This window comes from Streptomyces sp. NPDC048419, assembly GCF_043200415.1.
In the GTDB taxonomy this organism is placed as follows: Bacteria; Actinomycetota; Actinomycetes; order Streptomycetales; family Streptomycetaceae; genus Streptomyces.
Genome location: NZ_JBICXT010000061.1, coordinates 1 through 16,670, shown reverse-complemented (window position 1 = coordinate 16,670; position 16,670 = coordinate 1). Strand labels below are relative to the sequence as shown.

Sequence of the window (16,670 nt, the reverse complement as noted above, 5' to 3'; positions counted from 1 at the left end):
AACGGTTCCAGCTTCGGGCCCCGACGGGGAACTGACGCACCAGCAGCAGAAGTCACACACCTACTAACGATCAACTACTGGCGCAGGACACTAGTAGTGCTTCGTTATGTTCTGGTTCTGGTGAGGGGGCGGCCGCAGTTGGTGCAGGTGCCGCTCCAGCAGCGCAGCAGGTCTTGCAGAGTGTCGAGGACTTGGTAGAGGGTCAGGCTGCTGTCCGGGCTTTTGGGTCGTAGCGCCGCAGGGTGAGGAAGGCCTGGGCGGCGGTGACGAGGGTGACGTGGTGGTGCTAGCCGCGCCAGGTGCGGCCCTCGAAGTGGTCCAGGCCCAGGCCGTGTTTGGGTTCGCGGTAGTCGTGCTCGATGCGCCAGCGCAGCTTGGCCCAGCGCACCAGGTCGGCGATCGGGGTGGTGGCGGGCAGGTTGGTCATCAGTAGCCGGTCGGCTGGGACGCTTCCTCGGGCTGTTCGACCAGCAGGGTCCGCAGTGGCAGCACCCCGTCCCATCGGCCGCGTCCGCCCGCCCGTTCCTGCGCGGTGCGGGTGGCTTGCTTGCCCGAGGGCCGCACCTCGAGCACCGCAAAGCGTGAGGTCATCGCCCCCTTGCTGCCCTGGCGCCAGGTGACGTCCGCGAAACGGGTCTCCTGGTCGATCAGTTGATGCAGGGGGCGGGGCGGTTCGCGGTAGCGGGGCAGCGTGGGCGGCCCCAGCCCCTGGTAGGGCGGCAGATGCGGCTCGGCACCGGCGGGGCGGGCGACTTCCTTGGGCTCGACAGCCATGACGTAGTCCCGACCGCGATCTTGGCGAAGATGCTGGGCCTCCACATCAAGTCCGCGATCCAGTGGCAGAAGGCATCGGCTGGAGACTGGGCTGCCTACGCGGCCGACGTCAGCCGCAGAGACAGGACATGAGCCAGGCATTCAGAGAGTTCGAATGCCCGACTGCACCATTGAAGGCAGTCAAGCAAGCCGCCCCTCACGCCCTCGAAGTGGCCGACCGCTGGCATTTGTTGCAGAACCTGTCCGCGGTGGAGAAGACCTGCCACCAGCACCGCGACTGCCTGCGCAAACGTGCCGAGGAGGAGACGGTGACCGCGGTGCCGGAGCCGCCCCCCGGTGCTGTCCCCGGTCGGTGCCCAGTTCACCGAAGTGCTCACCCCACCCAGCAGCAGGCCGTGGACGCGATGGCAGAGCACCCGGCGGACACCCTGGTCGCGCCGCCCAGTTCCGGCAAGACAGTCGGGGCGGGCCCAAGCCCCTCCACATCCGCGCATGAACGTGCCAGAACTGCGTCACCGAACACGACCAGGACCACAACGCAGCGATGAACATCCCGTTCGAAGGAGGTCGGATCGTCGCCACCGGACAGGCAGAGACGCAAAATGCCTCGCCGAGCGCAGGTAAAACCAGGGATCCGGTCCCGGCACAGCGCGTTGGAGCAGAAAGCCCCCGAGGGGCAGCCTGTGTGAGAACTGGTTCAGGTCTGCTCGTGTTTGAGTAGCGCCTCCACCACCATGATCATGATGCTCTGGGCCCTGTGTGGCTCGAGGGTGAAACGCAGATGATGCCACGCCTCCCAGGACGTCGCGGTATCCAACGCTTCAAGCAGCGCGCTTCGCCGTCCCGGGGGCAGCGTTGACAGCTCTGCCTCGAAACAGGCCTCCAACTGCTTCCGGGCGATGGCAAGAGCGTCAGTGCGGCTCTGACGCAGCTTGACCGAATGCTCCTCAAGCCGGAGGATCGTCAGTCGCAGCGGCGTGATCCACTCAAGTGTTTCTGCCCGGGCGGCGACGAGTGCGGCAACACGAACCGGCTGTGGGCCCCCTGTGGGTAGGTCCCTTTGCCGTTCGACGATGTCTCGCAGACGCTGCTCGATGGCCCGGTCGACAATCTCGTCGATTCCCTCGAAGTGATGGTGCACCAGCCGAGGCGAGATGCCGGCATGAGCGGCGATCTTCGCGATCGTCGGCACAGTCTCCCCTTCCTCGGCAAGTTCCAGCACAGCGCTGATGATGCGGACCCGGGTCTGACGACCGCGCGCCAATCGGCCATCCGCGGGCAGCGCCTCGGCGCTGCTGAGATTCGACATGTGTCTTCCACTCGCAGGGGGATTGACCCTACAAACAAGTTGCATAGAGTGTGTAATTATATTCCCGCTTCGGCCTGGAGGCCCGGATGCGCATCCTCCGAACGCCCGATCACTGCTTCGCCGGTCTGCCCGACTGGCCATACCGACCCCGCTACGTCGATGTTCCAGCGTTGGACGGCAGCTCCATCCCTCTGCGGGTCCACTATGTGGACGAGGGCCCGCCTCGCGGAGCCCCCGTTCTGCTCCTTCACGGTGAGCCGACGTGGTCGTATCTCTATCGGCACATCATCGGTGGGCTGATACAACGCGGCCACCGGGTCCTTGCGCCGGACCTCGTCGGGTTCGGTCGCTCGGATAAGCCCGCCTTACCCTCCGACCACACCTTCGCGCGTCACGTGGCGTGGATGGCACACGCCCTCTTCGACGGGCTGAACCTGCATGATGTCGTACTGTTCGGCCAGGACTGGGGCGGAATGATCGGTCTGCGGCTGGTCGCCGCCTCTCCCGAACGCTTTCGGCGGGTCGTACTCGCCAACACCGGTCTGCCCACAGGAGAGACTGCGCTTTCGAGGGACTTTCTGAAGTGGCAGACATTCGCCGCGACGGCCCCGGTCTTCGACGCCGGAGCGGTCGTCGCCCTCGGTACACAGCGGCCGATCGACCCGGCGGTGCAGGCTGCGTACAACGCTCCGTTCCCCGACGAGACCTACCAGGCGGGCCCCCGGACACTGCCGTCTTTGGTTCCCACGACCCCAGATGATCCCGCAACCGCCGAACAGCGCCAGGCCTGGCAGGCCCTTTCCCGCTTCCGGCGTCCGGTTCTCACCGCCTTCAGCGACCGCGACCCGATCACCCGCGGCGGCGACGAGCCCTTCCTCGCAGCCTTTCCCATGACGCAACGCACGACCATCGAAGGGGCCGGTCACTTCCTCCAGGAAGACGCTGCCGAACGCATCGTCGAGGTGATAGGGGCCTTCATCGAGGTGACCTCATGACTCGAGCATCAGGCCTCGCCCCCACCGCCGAGCACGAGAGGCGGAACCCGCGCCGGATGGAGTGCAGGCCGGGCAGCACCTTGCGCTGCTTGTTGTAGCCGGCACTGGCAGACCGCCTTCGGCTGCGCGACCGACTCATTCCAAACTCACCGGCACCAGTCCCTTTCGGCCTCAAGAGCCCTACCGGCCGCGGACGACAGGCACACACGGAAGATGCAGCGGCATGCCCGGACCCCTCCACGGTCCGCGCGGTCATTCATGAACCCGAACCGACCTAAAAGGACTGACAGTTGAATAATATCGATCCTGATGGGCCTGCGTACCCGTCCCGCGGCGGACGGCCCATCGCCCCAGCGGCAATCAGCCTGCCTCTGCCCTGCCTCGCAGGTGTCCGATTCCCCTTCGGCCCGAAGGCCACAACACCTTCGGAGGAAACCGGTGACCTCCCAGCCGTACCAAACGGCGCCCGAGCACCGTGCCCAGGGACTGGCCGTGACTGTCATGTTGTCTGCAGCGGAAGGGAGTGACGATGCGGAACATCCTCTTCATCACCACAGACCAGCAGCGCTACGACGCGCTCGGTTGCAACGGCAACACCGTTGCCCGCACCCCGGTCCTGGACAGGCTGGCCGCAGCCGGCTACCGGTACGAACGCGCCTACAATCAGAACACCGTGTGCATGCCAGCCCGGTCCACGATGCTTACCGGCCAGTACGTGCGCACCCACGGAGTCGTCGCCAACGGTGTCCCGCTACCCGAGGACGCCCCCTCCGTGGCGGCGTACTTGCGGGACAAGGCCGGCTATCGCACAGCGCTGATCGGCAAGGCCCACTTCGAACCAGCCTTCGACCCCTACTACCGCTACACGGAGACCCGGCGGGCAGCGTCCGGCGCAACCGGCTCGTGGCGAGGCTTCGACTACGCCATCCAGGCAGCGCACGCCGCCGCATTAAACGACTTCCGGATTGGTCACTATGGCGAGTGGCTGGCCCGGACACATCCCGAACACCTTGGTTCCTACGCCGACATCCTCGGTGCACAGCCCGGCGCCGACACTGGCGCACCGGAGGCCAAGCACAACATCATCCCCCGTGACCTGTACCACACAGACTGGATCGCGGACCGGGCTGTTGAATGGCTGCAAACACAGACGGCCTCCCATCCGTTCTTCTGCTGGGTCAGCTTCCCGGATCCGCACCACCCGTGGGACCCGCCCCAGTCGGAGATGTCCCGTATCGACTGGCATGACCTCGACCTGCCAACAGCGCACCCAGGCAGTGACGAGAAGATCCGCAAGATCCTGGCGAACAAGCCCGCTCACTGGCTCGCGTACTACGACGGCAGCTGGTCCAACGCCGAGGGCGGACCGATGGCCTTCGTTCCAAGGCGGCTGACGCATGACCAGATCAAAGACATCAACGCACGCGTCCACGTTATGAACGAACTGATCGACGAAGCTTGCGGCCGGATCCTGGATCACCTGGCCGCACGCGAGCTCCTCGACGAAACCGATGTCATCTTCACCACAGATCATGGTGAGATGCAAGGGGACTATGGGTTCCTCTATAAGGGCCCCTTCCATGTGGATGCACTAATGCGGCTTCCCCTCATATGGCGTCCAGCCCCCACGGCAAGCCCTGTCATTCCGACCGTCGTCACCGACCCCGTAGGACAGCTCGACCTCGCCCCGACGTTCTGCGCCATCGCTGACATCGCGGCAGCAGACTGGATGCAAGGCAGTCCCCTGCCCGTTGCCGACGGACTGGGGCGTCATGAGCGGGTCCTGTGCGAATGGGACAGTCAATTCCCCGGGTACGGCATGCACATGCGCACCATCTTCCGCGATGGCTGGCTTTGCACCGTATACGGGAAGTCCACCGCAGGCCGGCCCAATGGCCTTGAGAAGACGTGGGGCGATGCCGTCCTGACCCCAACCTCGATCCAATACGACGGCACCGAGGGGGAGCTTTACCAGGTCCACGACGACCCTCACCAGTGGCACAATCGGTGGAACGACCCCAGCTTGGCAGGACTGCGAAGCGACCTCATCGCAGACCTGCACGACCACCTCCCCCGGGAGACGCGCAGGCTCGAGGTCGAAGCTCCAGCCTGATATGCCGTCAAAGGGCGTTCTACCCAGCGAGGTTGTGTGGTTGCATGATCTCTTCGCGCCGCTCGAGCATGGCGTCATCGAAGATGCCTTTGCGGTACTTCGTGACGAACACCAAGTGAGCGTGCAGGGTGTAGGCGACGTGACGGCCCGTGCGGATATCAGGGTTTGGCTCCCAGCGGTGACATACACCAAAGGTAAGTATGCTCGTGTGAGCTGACCAGGGAGGGGGTGGGCTGGATGATCCGTGGGGGCCTCCCCCTGAGTGGTGGGCGCGCTGATACTGGATCTGCTTGATCCGGAGGAAGCGAGAAGACCGCCGATGGCGATGAAGGATTACTCGGACGAGTTCAAGGCCGATGCCGTGGCCCTGTACGAGTCCACGCCCGGGGCGACATACAAGAGCATCGCCGCAGACCTGGGCATCAACCGGGCCACCCTGCGCGAGTGGGTGCTGCTGGACCGTGAACGCCGCGGTGTCACCGCCGCTACCCCCTCTGCGGGCCCGACGCCGGCGGCCCGCCCCGGGCAGACACCGTCGTCCGCCGGTCCGGACGAGCGGATCCGGCAACTGGAGGCCCGGGTGGCCGAACTCGAGGCTAATGAGCGGAAGTTGGCGACCGAGCGGGACATCCTGCGCAAGGCGGCCAACTCTTTCGCCGGGGAGACCAACTGGTGAGTCGCTTCCAGTTCGTATCCGACCACCGGGACGCCTACGGCGTGAAGCGGCTGTGCGAGGTCTTGGACCTGAATCGGTCCAGCTACTACAAGTGGCTTGCCGGCCAGAAGGCGAGGGCGGCCCGGCAGCGCGAGGACCGGCTCCTGGCCGAGCAGATCCGCGAGGTCCACGGCGAGTCCGGCGGCGCCTGCGGATCCCCACGCGTGACCGCCGAGCTCCACGCGAAGGGTCTGCGGATCAACGAGAAGCGAGTCGCCCGCATCATGCGGACGTTCTCCATCACTGGCATCCGTCTGCGCAGACGCGTCCGCACCACCGTCCCGGACCCGGCAGCCGCACAGGTTCCCGACCTGTTGCAGCGGGACTTCACCGCCACTGCACCCGGTGTGAAATACATGGGCGACATCACCTATCTCCCGCTCGCAGACGGGGAGTTCCTCTATCTCGCGACCGTGCTGGACTGCTGAAGCCGCAAGGTTGTCGGCTGGTCCATGGCCGGCCACATGCGCACCAGCCTGGTCGCCGACGCGCTGCAGATGGCGGCTGCGACCCGCGGCGGACTGGACGGCGCCGTGTTCCATTCCGACCATGGCGCGCAGGGTGGATTCAACTGGTCGTCGCAACACCCTGATCTCGGAGGTGTGCGACGTGGCTACGGCGGACTGGAGTTTGAAGACCAGCGATGTCCCGGAGGGGCGGCGTCGGCAGTGGCGCGCTGACCGTGCGTTGCGGCCGGCGATGCGTTCGCCGGGGCGGCCTGATCCGTCTCGGGCCGTGCAGCGCCAGTTCTGGCGGCTGATCGCCACGGGGGTCACGACGGTGGAGGCGTCGTTGGCGGTCGGCGTGTCGTGGCCGGTGGGTGCGAGGTGGGTTCGTCACGCTGGCGGCATGCCTCCGATCTCGTTGGCCGAGGCCTCATGGCGATGAGCAAGGGCGTGCGCGAGATCGCCCGCCCCCTGGGGCGAGACCCCGGGACAATCTCTCGCTAACTGCGCCGCAACGCCGCCACGCGCGGCGGCAAGCAGGAATACCGCGCGACGGTCGCCCAGTGGAAGGCTCAGCAGGCGGCCAGGCGCCCGAAGACCGTGAGACTCCTGGGTAACGACCGGTTGCGTGAGTACGTAGAGGACCGGCTCGCCGGCAGCATCCGTCGCCCCGACAACATGACCGTCACCGGGCCCAAGACGCCCGCATGGAAAGGGCTGAACAAGCCGCACCGAAAGGACAGACGTTGGGCGACGGCATGGAGTCCGGAGCAGATTTCGCACCGACTCCGTGTCGACTTCCCCGATGATGAGTCCATGCGCATCAGTCACGAAGCGATCTACCAGGCGCTGTTCATCGAAGGCCGTGGCGCGCTCAAGCGGGAACTGGTGACGTGCCTGCGCACCGGCCGGGCGCTGCGGGCTCCCCGTGCACGGTCGCAGAACAAGCCGCAGGGGCATGTCACCGCGGACGTCGTCCTCAGCGAACGCCCCGCCGAGGCCACGGACCGCGCGGTCCCCGGACACTGGGAAGGCGATTTGATCATCGGGACGGGCCGCTCCGCGATCGGCACGCTTGTCGAGCGCAGCAGCCGCTCCACGCTCCTGGCGCACCTGCCCCGTCTGGAGGGCTGGGGCGAGAAGCCGCCCGTGCAGAACGGCCCCTCGCTCGGGGGCTATGGCGCGATCGCGATGAACGCGGCGCTCACCACGTCGATGATGCAATTTGCCTGAGCAGCTACGTAAGACCCTCACCTGGGACCGTGGGAAGGAACTCTCCGGTCATGCTCAGTTCGCTCTCGATACCGGGACGAAGGTGTTCTTCGCCGATCCGCACTCGCCCTGGCAACGACCGACGAACGAGAACACGAACGGGCTGCTGCGCCAGTACTTCCCGAAGGGCACCGATCTCTCCCGCTGGTCGTTCACGGACCTCGAAGCCGTCGCCATGGCGATCAACAACCGGCCCCGCAAAGTCCTGGGTTGGCGGACGCCGGCCGAGGTCTTCGAAGAACAGCTACGCTCGCTGCAACAGCCCGGTGTTGCAACGACTGATTGAACTCGCCCAGTTCGGGTCCTGGGCGTTCACCCAGCGCGCGGGGGCCTCCCTGCCGCCCTCGATGGGCTCGATCGGGGACTGCGTGGACAATGCGATGATGGAATCCTTTTGGGCCCGAGTCCAGATCGAACTGCTCGATCGGAAACACTGGCGCACCTGGTTGGAGCTGTCCACCGCGCTCTTCGAGTACCTGGAAATCTTCCATAACGTCAGCGCAGACACTCCGCCCTGGGCATGCTCAGCCCAGTGGAGACGAACTCCGCACCCCGCCAGTAGCCTGAAACCAAGCAACTCGACCCCAGCCAACTCGGGACAGGCCGGAGCCTCGATCAAACCCGGAACGGTTCACACCAGCCCTGGTGAGCACTGTTTGCTCATGGCGTCGTCGCGTCCGGCGGTTTGAGTGGAGCAGGGGCTTGGCTCCCTAGATGCCCTGCCAAGTCCCCGATGCACAACACATCGCAACCTTATGGAAATTCATATGGGCGAGCACGGATTCGACCCTACCGCCTTTGAAGCAGCATCCAGCATCGAGCTGGATGGTGTTGCTCTTGAGGCGAAGGACCGCGGCATGTATCCCAATCACAACGAGATTGTGATTGCCGAGTAATCGCGGCGTGATTACTTGCGGTGGCTCGCCCCTCAAAAGCCGCCCCTTGGGGCGGCCACCCCAACTCTTTCCTGGAGGACTGGCCAGCTGGCAGCTGGTACCACCGACAGTGGTAGTGGATGCCGGCTACAGCCAGAACGCCGACTTCGGCGCGGGCCTCGCTGGGCGGAGCGCGAAATCACCGTCCGGCCATATGACGCTCACGCCATCGCCCCGGCCGGCTCCGGCAACGGCTGCAAGTCCGCTGCCCCGTTACCGGCAGCCACCAGTGGCGGTAACGGACCTGGCAGCGGCATGTGGATCAGGCATTCAAGGAGGTGACACGGAGGGAGGGATCCCGAGGGCCCCGAAACCACCCCCACTTGGTGGGATCGCACACCTTCAAGAGCTACCGTGCGCCGCGCACCGCATCGCACGCTCGGGTCCTGGCCGGCCCACTCCTTTCCTATGCAGCTCCCGGTCGATCAGCGCCCGCCCGTGCACGGGCCCGTACGCCAGGAACACCGAGACCTGGGCATGGCATCTCCACCCGCCCGGTGACCCCGACGCACTGCAGGGTCGCCCAACCAACATCCGGCCCTTCTGGATGTCGCCGATCTCGTCCACGATCAGCGCCCCGAAGGGTCGTCAGACCTGCCAGCACATAGCCACGGATCCGGTGCCGCATCGCGTACTCACGCAGGGGAGCGGGCCAGCAATCATTGCAGCCAGTCCGGACGCCTCATCCCGGCCTGCTCAGCCGCTGCCAGCCCTTCCGTGGTACCTCGGCCGAGAGGCAACATCCGATCACCGCTTCCTAGAGGTGCTCAATTCTAAGTATATGTTACCCGTGACAGCTTACCAAAGATGATGCTCCAGTGGAAGGAAGAAAAAGCGACACTTCTAGTTCTTGCGAGGTAACGGTGGCGAACTTCAGCTTTATGTTCCACTATCCCGATGAAAATTACTGCGTGCCGACGGTCGGCCTATTTATGTCCCGTCATGCGAAGTCAGGAGTCAATAATCCGGTAGCAGTGTGCGGTTCCGGCAATCACAACGCAATGGAGTCGGGCGATTGCAGCACGAGGCCAGGGCGGGAAGCCCGCGGGCATCGCCCGCCACTTGATGCCGTTGTCGACGAGGTAGCGCACCGCGTCGATCGGGTGTGTCAACTTAACGGCTGATCTTGGTTGTTGAGTTATCGCTGGTCGGTAGGGGTCAGGCGGCCATCGAAGGCGATCTGGAAGGCGTTCAAGGGCGCCTTCCAGCGCATCGTCCAGCGGCGCCGGCCCTTGCCCGTCGGGTCCAGGCTCATCAGCGCCATGTAGACACACTTCAACGCGGCGGCCTCCGAGGGGAAGTGGCCGCGGGCCCGCACCGCCTTGCGGATCCGGGCGTTCACACTCTCAATCGCGTTCGTGCTGCAGATGACCTTGCGGATCTCGACGTCGAAGGACAAGAAGGGCACCATCTCGGCCCAGGCGTCGGACCACAGCTTGATCACGGCCGGATACTTGGTGCCCCACTTCTCGGAGAACTCCAAGAACCGTTCGGTCGCGGCGGCCTCGCTGGGAGCGGTGTATACAGGCTTGAGGTCCTTGGCGACCTTGTCCCAGTCCTGGCGGGCGCAGTAGCGGATGCTGTTGCGAATCAAGTGAACGATGCACGTTTGGACGACCGTGCGGGGCCAGACCGTCTCGACCGCGTCCGGCAGACCCTTCAGCCCGTCGCAGACGAGCATCAGAACATCTTCAACTCCGCGATTCTTCAGCTCGGTGAAGACCTGCAGCCAGTGCTTGGCGCCCTCACCACCGTCACCGGCCCAGATCCCGAGAATGTCCCGGGTGCCCTCGACCGTGACGGCCATCGCAACGTAGAAAGGGCGGTTGGCGACCTTGCCATCGCGAATCTTGACGTTGATGGCATCCACGAAGACAACCGGGTAAACGCGATCCAGCGGGCGGGCCTGCCATTCCGCCATGCCCTCCAACACCTTGTCCGTGATCGTGGTGATGGTCTGCTTGGACACCTCCGCCCCGTACACCTCGGCCAGATGAGCCGATATCTCCCCGTGCGTGAGGCCCTTCGCGGACAGGGAAAGCACCATCTCGTCCACGCCGGTCAGCCGGCGCTGCCGCTTACGGACGATCTGCGGTTCGAAGGTGCCGGCGGTGTCGCGGGGCACCTTCACCTCGACCGGGCCGACGTCGGTCAGCACCGTCTTGGCCCGGGTGCCGTTACGGCTGTTGCCGCTGTTCCTGCCGGCCACGTCGTGCTTGTCGTAGCCGACGTGATCGGCGATCTCGCCCTCGAGTGCGGACTCCAGCACCCGCTTGGTCAGCTGCTGCAGCAGCCCGCCCTGGCCGGTCAACTGCAGCCCCTCCGACCGGGCACGCTCCACCAGCATCGCGACGAGCTGCTCGTCGGACACGGGCACAGGTTGCCCCAACTGGGCGCTCTCGACAGGCTCCACGGTCTCCAACTCCACGGCGGTATCAGTCACTTGGCGTCTCTCCCATGATCGTCGGATCCGCCGTTAGATTTACACTCCCGCAGCGGCAGCCCCGCGAGGCCAGGGGTCACCGCAGGCTCAGCTACCGCAGGGGGAGATGGCATGGATGCGCCCGGTGGCTTCGTTCACGTTCAGCGAGACAGCGTTTGGCGGTGAGTTCAGCGGCAGTTGGTGCTGTTCAGTGCGGCTTCGGCCAGGGTGGGCCACTGGGCGGCGTGCGCGAGGGGAACGGCGACCCGGTCCTTGAAGGGACGATGATTCCCGACGGATCGAAGAGTTCAGCCCCAGCCAGGGCGAGGGCCTCGGCGTGGGCGGAGGTGCCGTCCCCGAGTTTGAAGGCGAGGTAGTCGTCCTTGAGGCAGGCGAAGACCCTGCCGTGGATCTTGAGGGCGCGCTTGCCGAACATCGCACCGGCGGTGGCACCCTGGCGGGCGAGGTCGGCGGCGATGCCGTCGAAGAGTTCATCGGGGGTCATGGGTGGGTTCCTTGTTCGGGTGGGGTGAGCTGGGTGCGTCGGCGGAGGAGGTAGTCCCGTTCGGCCTGGTTGCGCCAGAGCGAGCGCGGTGTCGTAGGCGGCGACCGCTTCGGTGGTGCGGCCGAGGCGGCGCAGGAGTTCGGCGCGGGCGGCGGGCAGCAGCTGGGAGCCGGTCAGCTGTCTGTCTTCCTGGAGCTGGTCGAGGATGCGCAGGCCGACGGCCGGCCCATCGGCCATGGCGAGGGCGATGGCCTGGTTGCGTTCGACCATCGGTGAGGGGGGCTGTCTGGTCGAGCATGCCGTAGAGGGGGCGATCTGCTGCCGGTCGGTGGTGGAGGCGCAGGCCACCTCACCGCGCGAAAGCATCCGCCAACGCTCGGGCGGCGCCGTCCGCTTCGGCTTCCCCGACGCTGGCAACGTCCCCCGCGGCCACTCCACCGCGCCGCGCACGACACTGGCGCCACTGCCTTCGGCGCTGGCAGCAACGGGCCGCTCCTCTCGCCGAACTCGCCCCGGACACTCGCACCGACTCAGCCGCCGATCTGCCCGTCGCCTTGGCCGCCCCCTCAGTGTGCGCGGTCGCCCCACCCTGGCTCAGCCCCAGCGGGCAGGCGCTGCCGGCGATTTCGGTTGACCTGCGGCTTTATGGACCGCGCCCGATCCCTCTGACCTGCGCAGACGTCCCGCGTTTCGGTGGCCGCACCACATCAGTCTCACGAAACTCCCAAGTGAGTAATCGGGGTTGCCCCGCTATACCTGGTCGCGCCGCGCGATGTTCTCTTTGGGCCGGAGGACTGCCATGTAGAGCAACCCGGCGGCGGCAACCACTGCGACCGAGACGGGTACCAGCCAGCGTTCCAGGAAGGATGTCCCGTTCGGAGGGGTCTTGATCGAGAGCACGACGATGGCAGTGATCCCGTAGATGAGGGCTGCGAGATTAACGCTCGTTCCCCAGCGGCCCAGGGTGAACGAGCCCGCCGGACGCCAGCCGCGGGCCCGGCCGATCAGCGAGGCCAGCACGACGGACTGGAAGCCGACGTAGATGCCGACCACCGCAAAGGTGATGATGCGCGTCACCGTTGCCGAAGGCAGGAAGACTACGGCCGCAGGGATGACGGCAGTGACAGCGGTGGCAGCCGGTGGCATGTGAGAAGTCGGGTGGAGCTTCGACAGTTTCCCGGCGCCAATGATCACACCGTCGCGGGCGAACGAGTACACCAGCCTGGTTGCAGCAGCCTGGATGGCCAGCGTGCAGGACACAAAACCAATGACGATCAGCCCCAGTGCGACCTTGCTGCCCGAGCTGCCCAAAGAGGCAGCCAGTACATCACCGAGGGGGTCGGTGCTGGTACCGCCGATGACCGCACCGAAGTCGGGCACGGCCAGGACCAGGCCCATGGTGAGGACCACGGTGGCGAGCGCCCCGACCCCCAAGGTCATCGCCATCGCCCTGGGGACCTTACGGGACGGGTCTTTGACCTCCTCGGCGATGTCGCCGCACGCCTCGAAGCCGTAGAAGATCCATACCGCGAACAGGCATGAGGCCAGGAAGGCTCCGAGGTAACCACCGGCCCGCCCCGCTCCCGCCGTGTGCAGGAGGGCGGAGGCCCCGTGCCGATGATGGAAGAACAGCAGGTAAAGGCCAAGGCCGACGGTACCCAGGACCTCGGCTACGACCCCGATGTTGGCGGCGAAGGCCAGTCTGCGCACGCCGAGCAGGTTGACGATGGCGCAGAGCGCGATGACGGCCACAGCGGTGGCGACGGTGGTGCCGTGTGTGACCCGGTACCCGAGGAGCGGTCCAGCATAGTTCGCAATCGGGTAGGCCACGGATGCGACTGTCACCAGGAGCGCGCAGGTGTACATCCAGCCAGCCATCCAAGCGTATCGAGGGCCGACCAGCCGCTTGGCCCATTGGTAAATGCCGCCTGCCAACGGGTACTGCGACGAGACCTCGGCGAACGTCAGCATGACCAGCCCCTGGCCCAGCAGGACGACGGGAATGGTCCAGAAGAAGGCAGGACCGCCCGTGGCCAGGCCATAGTTGAACACCGAGTAGACGCCCACCAAGGGGGACAGGTAGGTGAATCCGACAGCGAAGTTTGACCACAGGCCCAGGGCCCGGGTCAGATGCTGGCGATAGCCGAGGGCCGCAAGCTGGGCCGCGTCAGCGGACGCCTGGTCCGCCTGGACCGGGGACGCTGTTTGCTTGGACTGGGGGGATGGAGCCACGATGAAGCCTTTCAGAGGAACGCGCCCGGCACTCCTGCACGCGCCACGCGGGCCCTTCAGTGTCCGCAGGCGGCTAGCCCAAAATCAGAGTGATCACTACTCATCGGGAGCCCATCCCGAACTCCGAAGCGCTCGCGGGCGCATCAACCCGTTACTGAGGCTTCAGGGCAGGGTGGTGTGGCCAGGCCTCGGTGCAAGGTGTGGGTGAGGTGGCCGGGAGAGTGGTGTTCGCCGTTGAGCTACGGCGTAGGAGCGACCAGAGGCCTTCGACCGGTTGAGGTCCGGTGGGCAGGGGGCAGTTGGAAGATGGTGATCCACTCGTGGGCGGCGTCACCGCGCGACGGCCACGGCCACGAAGACCGTGACGCCTTCGCCTGGGCCGACGGCGACGGCGACGGTCAAGGTGGCCGTCACCGCGAAAGCGCCGCGTGAACGAGGGGATTCCCACGCTCGCGCCGTTAGATTTCCTGCTCGGGGCCGCGGCCGCGGTGGGTGCCCATCCTCGGCGGCCTCGACCTGGTACTGCGCTGGTTCGTCAAGGATGCGCGGCCCAAGTTCCCTGCCACGCCTGTGCCGTTCGCCGAGGGGAAGGAAGCCAACGCGCCAGAGACGTCCGCATGCTTCTTCTGCAGTAGGGCCTTGCCAACTGGCCTGGGCGAAGAAGCTAAGTGACGAGAGCGGCGCGGGCTGACCGTGCTCTTCGCGGCACCGCTGGTGCCCGCCCCCGCCGGAGTCTCGGCGACGTCACCTTCGGCCTGGCGTACAGATCGATGGGACGATGGGCAACTGCTCTGCATCTGAGTAGCGATTACGCAAGGCAGCTTGATTCTCCTGCCGTAGGGTCAAGTAGTGACTGGGTCCCTGTCCTCTTCTGAATGCGTGTCTGTCGAAGAGTTGGTTCTTGAGGGCTGCGGCGGCCTGAGCACACTTTGTGTGCGTGACCAAGCGTGCGGCGTCCTAAGGGCGGTGCACGCCGGGGCGGTGATCGCCCCTGGTGACGTTGGCGAACTGGTTGACCTGCTCGGCGATCCGCAGGCATTTGTCAACGCGCCGACCGGGTCCGCCTCTCTGCGTAAGGAAATCCGCTGCTATATCGCCGGGTCCCTGCTGATCCACGCCTGCCGCACGGACGATCCGGGCCTTGTTCGACGGCTCCGGCACGTGGCATCGCCCGAGGTTTACCGTTTCGACCTTCGTTTCCCGTTATCGCTGCCGTGCCTATGCGCACTCTTCGACGGCCTTGGGCAGGAAGAACTGGCCTTTCGTGACGCAGCCATGCACATGGCCCGCACCATCCACCGGCAGACCGACATCACCCCCATCCTCGACACCGTCATCGGCGAGCTGGCCTCCCCCGAGCGCGGCTTTGGCTACCGCCGGATCGCCCCGGCCGACGGTGCCCGCTGGGCGCTGGTCGACTACAGCCTTAACACCCACGATGTCAGCGACCTGTGCGAGCAGGTTGCGGCGGTACTTATCCCGCCCGCACCAACCCAGAACGCGCTGCGCACGCTGGCCGCCCTGTATGCGGTTGCCGAACAGTTCGACCGGGTGATCAATCTTGCCGGAGGCCCGAGCACCCGGACCGCGGTCATCGGCGGGCTCCATGACGCCGTGTGCAGGATCGTGTGGAACCTGGAGCTTGCGAGACCTGTGCCCAACGCCCGCTACCCCTTCGGCGAGGCCATTGCCGTCGCCGAGGAACTGGCCACCAACGCCAGCCACCGCAAACAGGTCGAGGACATCGGCCAGCGCTGCCACGTCTTCACCTCAGGACGGCCGCGTTTGTGAGGCATGCACCAGAGGGGGAGGGGGCCCGATGGCGCCCGCTATGAGGCAGGAGGACCTGTTCGCGCCCTACCGATCAGGCGACTTCGCCACCGCGCGGCGCCGTGTCCGGCAGGCCGCCTTCGCGTATTGTGCCGCACCCGCTTAGGCGATGTATTAGCGGCTGCTCGGTAGCATGATCGATCTCTCGAATGTGCCCCATGTTCTCTCGGTCCCGTCCGAGGGCAGTGCGGTCGCCGAAGCCCTCATCGACGGCGTCGCGCTGCGCAAACTGCTGGCCAGTGCGGAAGGGGCCGGCACGATCTCCGGCACAGGCGCACACCAATCCCCTGGAGCCGCTGTTCACGGCCCGGGGAACGGACACCGCCGAGAAGGGGTGACGCAACGGCGAACAGGTGCTCGACATCACGGGCGACGATCTTCTGCGCAACGCCGCCTACGGCACCTGGCACAAGCATGTCGAGACCTGCGCCATCTGTACTGGCGCAGCCACTGGTGTGTGCGCCACGGAACCCGTGCTCTGGTGCGCGGTCAGAGGAGACGCCACGTGAACATGCCGGTATGCCGCGCGTGCGACGCGCCCATCACCGACTCGGCGGACGCCGTGGCCGTCGCGGTCGTGGAGGCCGTCAGCGCGGTCCAGGGTGGACCGGGTGGGCCCACGTAGGCGACGTGGGCCTGACCGGCGACGACGTACCGTGCACCTGGAGGCGGCTGTGGGCCGCCGGATCATAGATCCCGGCTTCCCGAGACGACCACCCCGTTACGTATCCCCGTTGCCCGGGCCTGGCCTCGGCCGCGCGTACTGTTCGCCACGTCTGTGGGTGGGCCCCAGACCATCACCGACCTGACCGTCGTCGGCTCCCGGGCGCGACTCATACAGCGCGACCGCGTCCGCCGCGAACCCCGGCGGGTAGTGCTTCATGACCGCGAGATACCCGCTCGCCCTCAGGCCAAAATCTCGTGTTGCACGTGCCACATCAGGGGCCGTGCCCCCAAGGGGTGTGGGGTGTTACCCACCCCACACCCCTTCCGCTCAGCGGATCAGCGGCGACGGTATGACTGCAGATAGCCGTTCGCGGGCGTGCCCACGCCGGTGACGTCGTCGTAGCCCTTCACGGCGGACAGCGAGCTGTCCTTGCCGAGGGAGCGGACCGAGGTCGA

The 16,670-nt window shown here is 66.1% G+C and carries 12 protein-coding genes and 4 pseudogenes; 9 read left to right on the top strand and 7 right to left on the bottom strand.

Translation table 11 applies throughout. From position 1 onward, the window contains the following. Nucleotides 1-286: 286 nt before the first annotated feature. From ACGFYN_RS46345 to ACGFYN_RS46335, 3 genes are all read right to left on the bottom strand, one after another. A complete protein-coding gene (locus ACGFYN_RS46345) occupies nucleotides 287-427 on the bottom strand; it encodes a hypothetical protein (RefSeq protein WP_393872021.1) in 141 nt (46 codons plus the stop codon). Next, entirely contained in the window at nucleotides 427-774 is a 348-nt protein-coding gene (locus ACGFYN_RS46340) for a hypothetical protein (protein WP_393872020.1), read from the bottom strand. Before ACGFYN_RS46340 ends, ACGFYN_RS46345 begins: the two co-directional genes overlap by 1 nt. 697 nt (nucleotides 775-1,471) lie before the next feature. After that, nucleotides 1,472-2,083, bottom strand: a complete 612-nt coding sequence (locus tag ACGFYN_RS46335; protein ID WP_393872019.1) for a TetR/AcrR family transcriptional regulator — start codon at nucleotides 2,081-2,083, stop codon at nucleotides 1,472-1,474. A gap of 86 nt (nucleotides 2,084-2,169) precedes the next feature. On the opposite strand from ACGFYN_RS46335, the gene ACGFYN_RS46330 reads away from it, so the two are divergent. Then, complete coding sequence (locus tag ACGFYN_RS46330) at nucleotides 2,170-3,078, top strand: haloalkane dehalogenase (RefSeq protein WP_393872018.1); 909 nt, start codon at nucleotides 2,170-2,172, stop codon at nucleotides 3,076-3,078. Between the two features lie 529 nt (nucleotides 3,079-3,607). Next, on the top strand, nucleotides 3,608-5,191 hold the full coding sequence (locus ACGFYN_RS46325; protein WP_393872017.1) for a sulfatase: 1,584 nt from the start codon (nucleotides 3,608-3,610) through the stop codon (nucleotides 5,189-5,191). A gap of 40 nt (nucleotides 5,192-5,231) precedes the next feature. On the opposite strand, the pseudogene ACGFYN_RS46320 reads toward ACGFYN_RS46325, so the two are convergent. Beyond that, nucleotides 5,232-5,393 (bottom strand): annotated as a pseudogene (locus ACGFYN_RS46320) (transposase); the annotation flags it as partial. A gap of 117 nt (nucleotides 5,394-5,510) precedes the next feature. Here ACGFYN_RS46320 and ACGFYN_RS46315 point away from each other — a divergent pair. The 6 genes and pseudogenes from ACGFYN_RS46315 to ACGFYN_RS46290 form a co-directional block, all read left to right on the top strand. Beyond that, on the top strand, nucleotides 5,511-5,867 hold the full coding sequence (locus tag ACGFYN_RS46315; RefSeq protein ID WP_393872016.1) for a transposase: 357 nt from the start codon (nucleotides 5,511-5,513) through the stop codon (nucleotides 5,865-5,867). Then, nucleotides 5,864-6,334, top strand: coding sequence for an IS3 family transposase (locus ACGFYN_RS46310; RefSeq protein WP_393872015.1), 471 nt, complete (start codon nucleotides 5,864-5,866; stop codon nucleotides 6,332-6,334). Before ACGFYN_RS46315 ends, ACGFYN_RS46310 begins: the two co-directional genes overlap by 4 nt. A 12-nt stretch (nucleotides 6,335-6,346) precedes the next feature. Then, a pseudogene (locus ACGFYN_RS46305) lies at nucleotides 6,347-6,586 on the top strand (hypothetical protein); the annotation flags it as partial. After that, nucleotides 6,537-7,910 (top strand): annotated as a pseudogene (locus tag ACGFYN_RS46300) (IS30 family transposase). The pseudogenes ACGFYN_RS46305 and ACGFYN_RS46300, both read left to right, overlap by 50 nt. A 481-nt stretch (nucleotides 7,911-8,391) precedes the next feature. Further along, nucleotides 8,392-8,520 carry a hypothetical protein gene (locus ACGFYN_RS46295; protein ID WP_393872014.1) on the top strand — a complete coding sequence of 43 codons (129 nt, stop codon included), beginning with the start codon at nucleotides 8,392-8,394 and terminating at the stop codon, nucleotides 8,518-8,520. Between the two features lie 79 nt (nucleotides 8,521-8,599). Continuing rightward, nucleotides 8,600-8,876 (top strand): annotated as a pseudogene (locus ACGFYN_RS46290) (transposase); the annotation flags it as partial. Between the two features lie 821 nt (nucleotides 8,877-9,697). Here ACGFYN_RS46290 and ACGFYN_RS46285 read toward each other — a convergent pair. The 3 genes from ACGFYN_RS46285 to ACGFYN_RS46275 all read right to left on the bottom strand — a co-directional run bounded on the left by ACGFYN_RS46285 (nucleotide 9,698) and on the right by ACGFYN_RS46275 (nucleotide 13,718). Beyond that, complete coding sequence (locus tag ACGFYN_RS46285) at nucleotides 9,698-10,906, bottom strand: IS256 family transposase (RefSeq protein ID WP_393872022.1); 1,209 nt, start codon at nucleotides 10,904-10,906, stop codon at nucleotides 9,698-9,700. Between the two features lie 283 nt (nucleotides 10,907-11,189). Next, nucleotides 11,190-11,852, bottom strand: coding sequence for a hypothetical protein (locus ACGFYN_RS46280; RefSeq protein WP_393872013.1), 663 nt, complete (start codon nucleotides 11,850-11,852; stop codon nucleotides 11,190-11,192). A 384-nt stretch (nucleotides 11,853-12,236) separates the two neighbouring features. Beyond that, on the bottom strand, nucleotides 12,237-13,718 hold the full coding sequence (locus ACGFYN_RS46275) for an amino acid permease (RefSeq protein ID WP_393872012.1): 1,482 nt from the start codon (nucleotides 13,716-13,718) through the stop codon (nucleotides 12,237-12,239). 879 nt (nucleotides 13,719-14,597) lie between these two features. On the opposite strand from ACGFYN_RS46275, the gene ACGFYN_RS46270 reads away from it, so the two are divergent. Continuing rightward, nucleotides 14,598-15,509: a hypothetical protein gene (locus ACGFYN_RS46270; RefSeq protein WP_393872011.1), complete on the top strand. Its 912-nt coding sequence runs from the start codon at nucleotides 14,598-14,600 to the stop codon at nucleotides 15,507-15,509. Nucleotides 15,510-16,670: the final 1,161 nt, after the last annotated feature.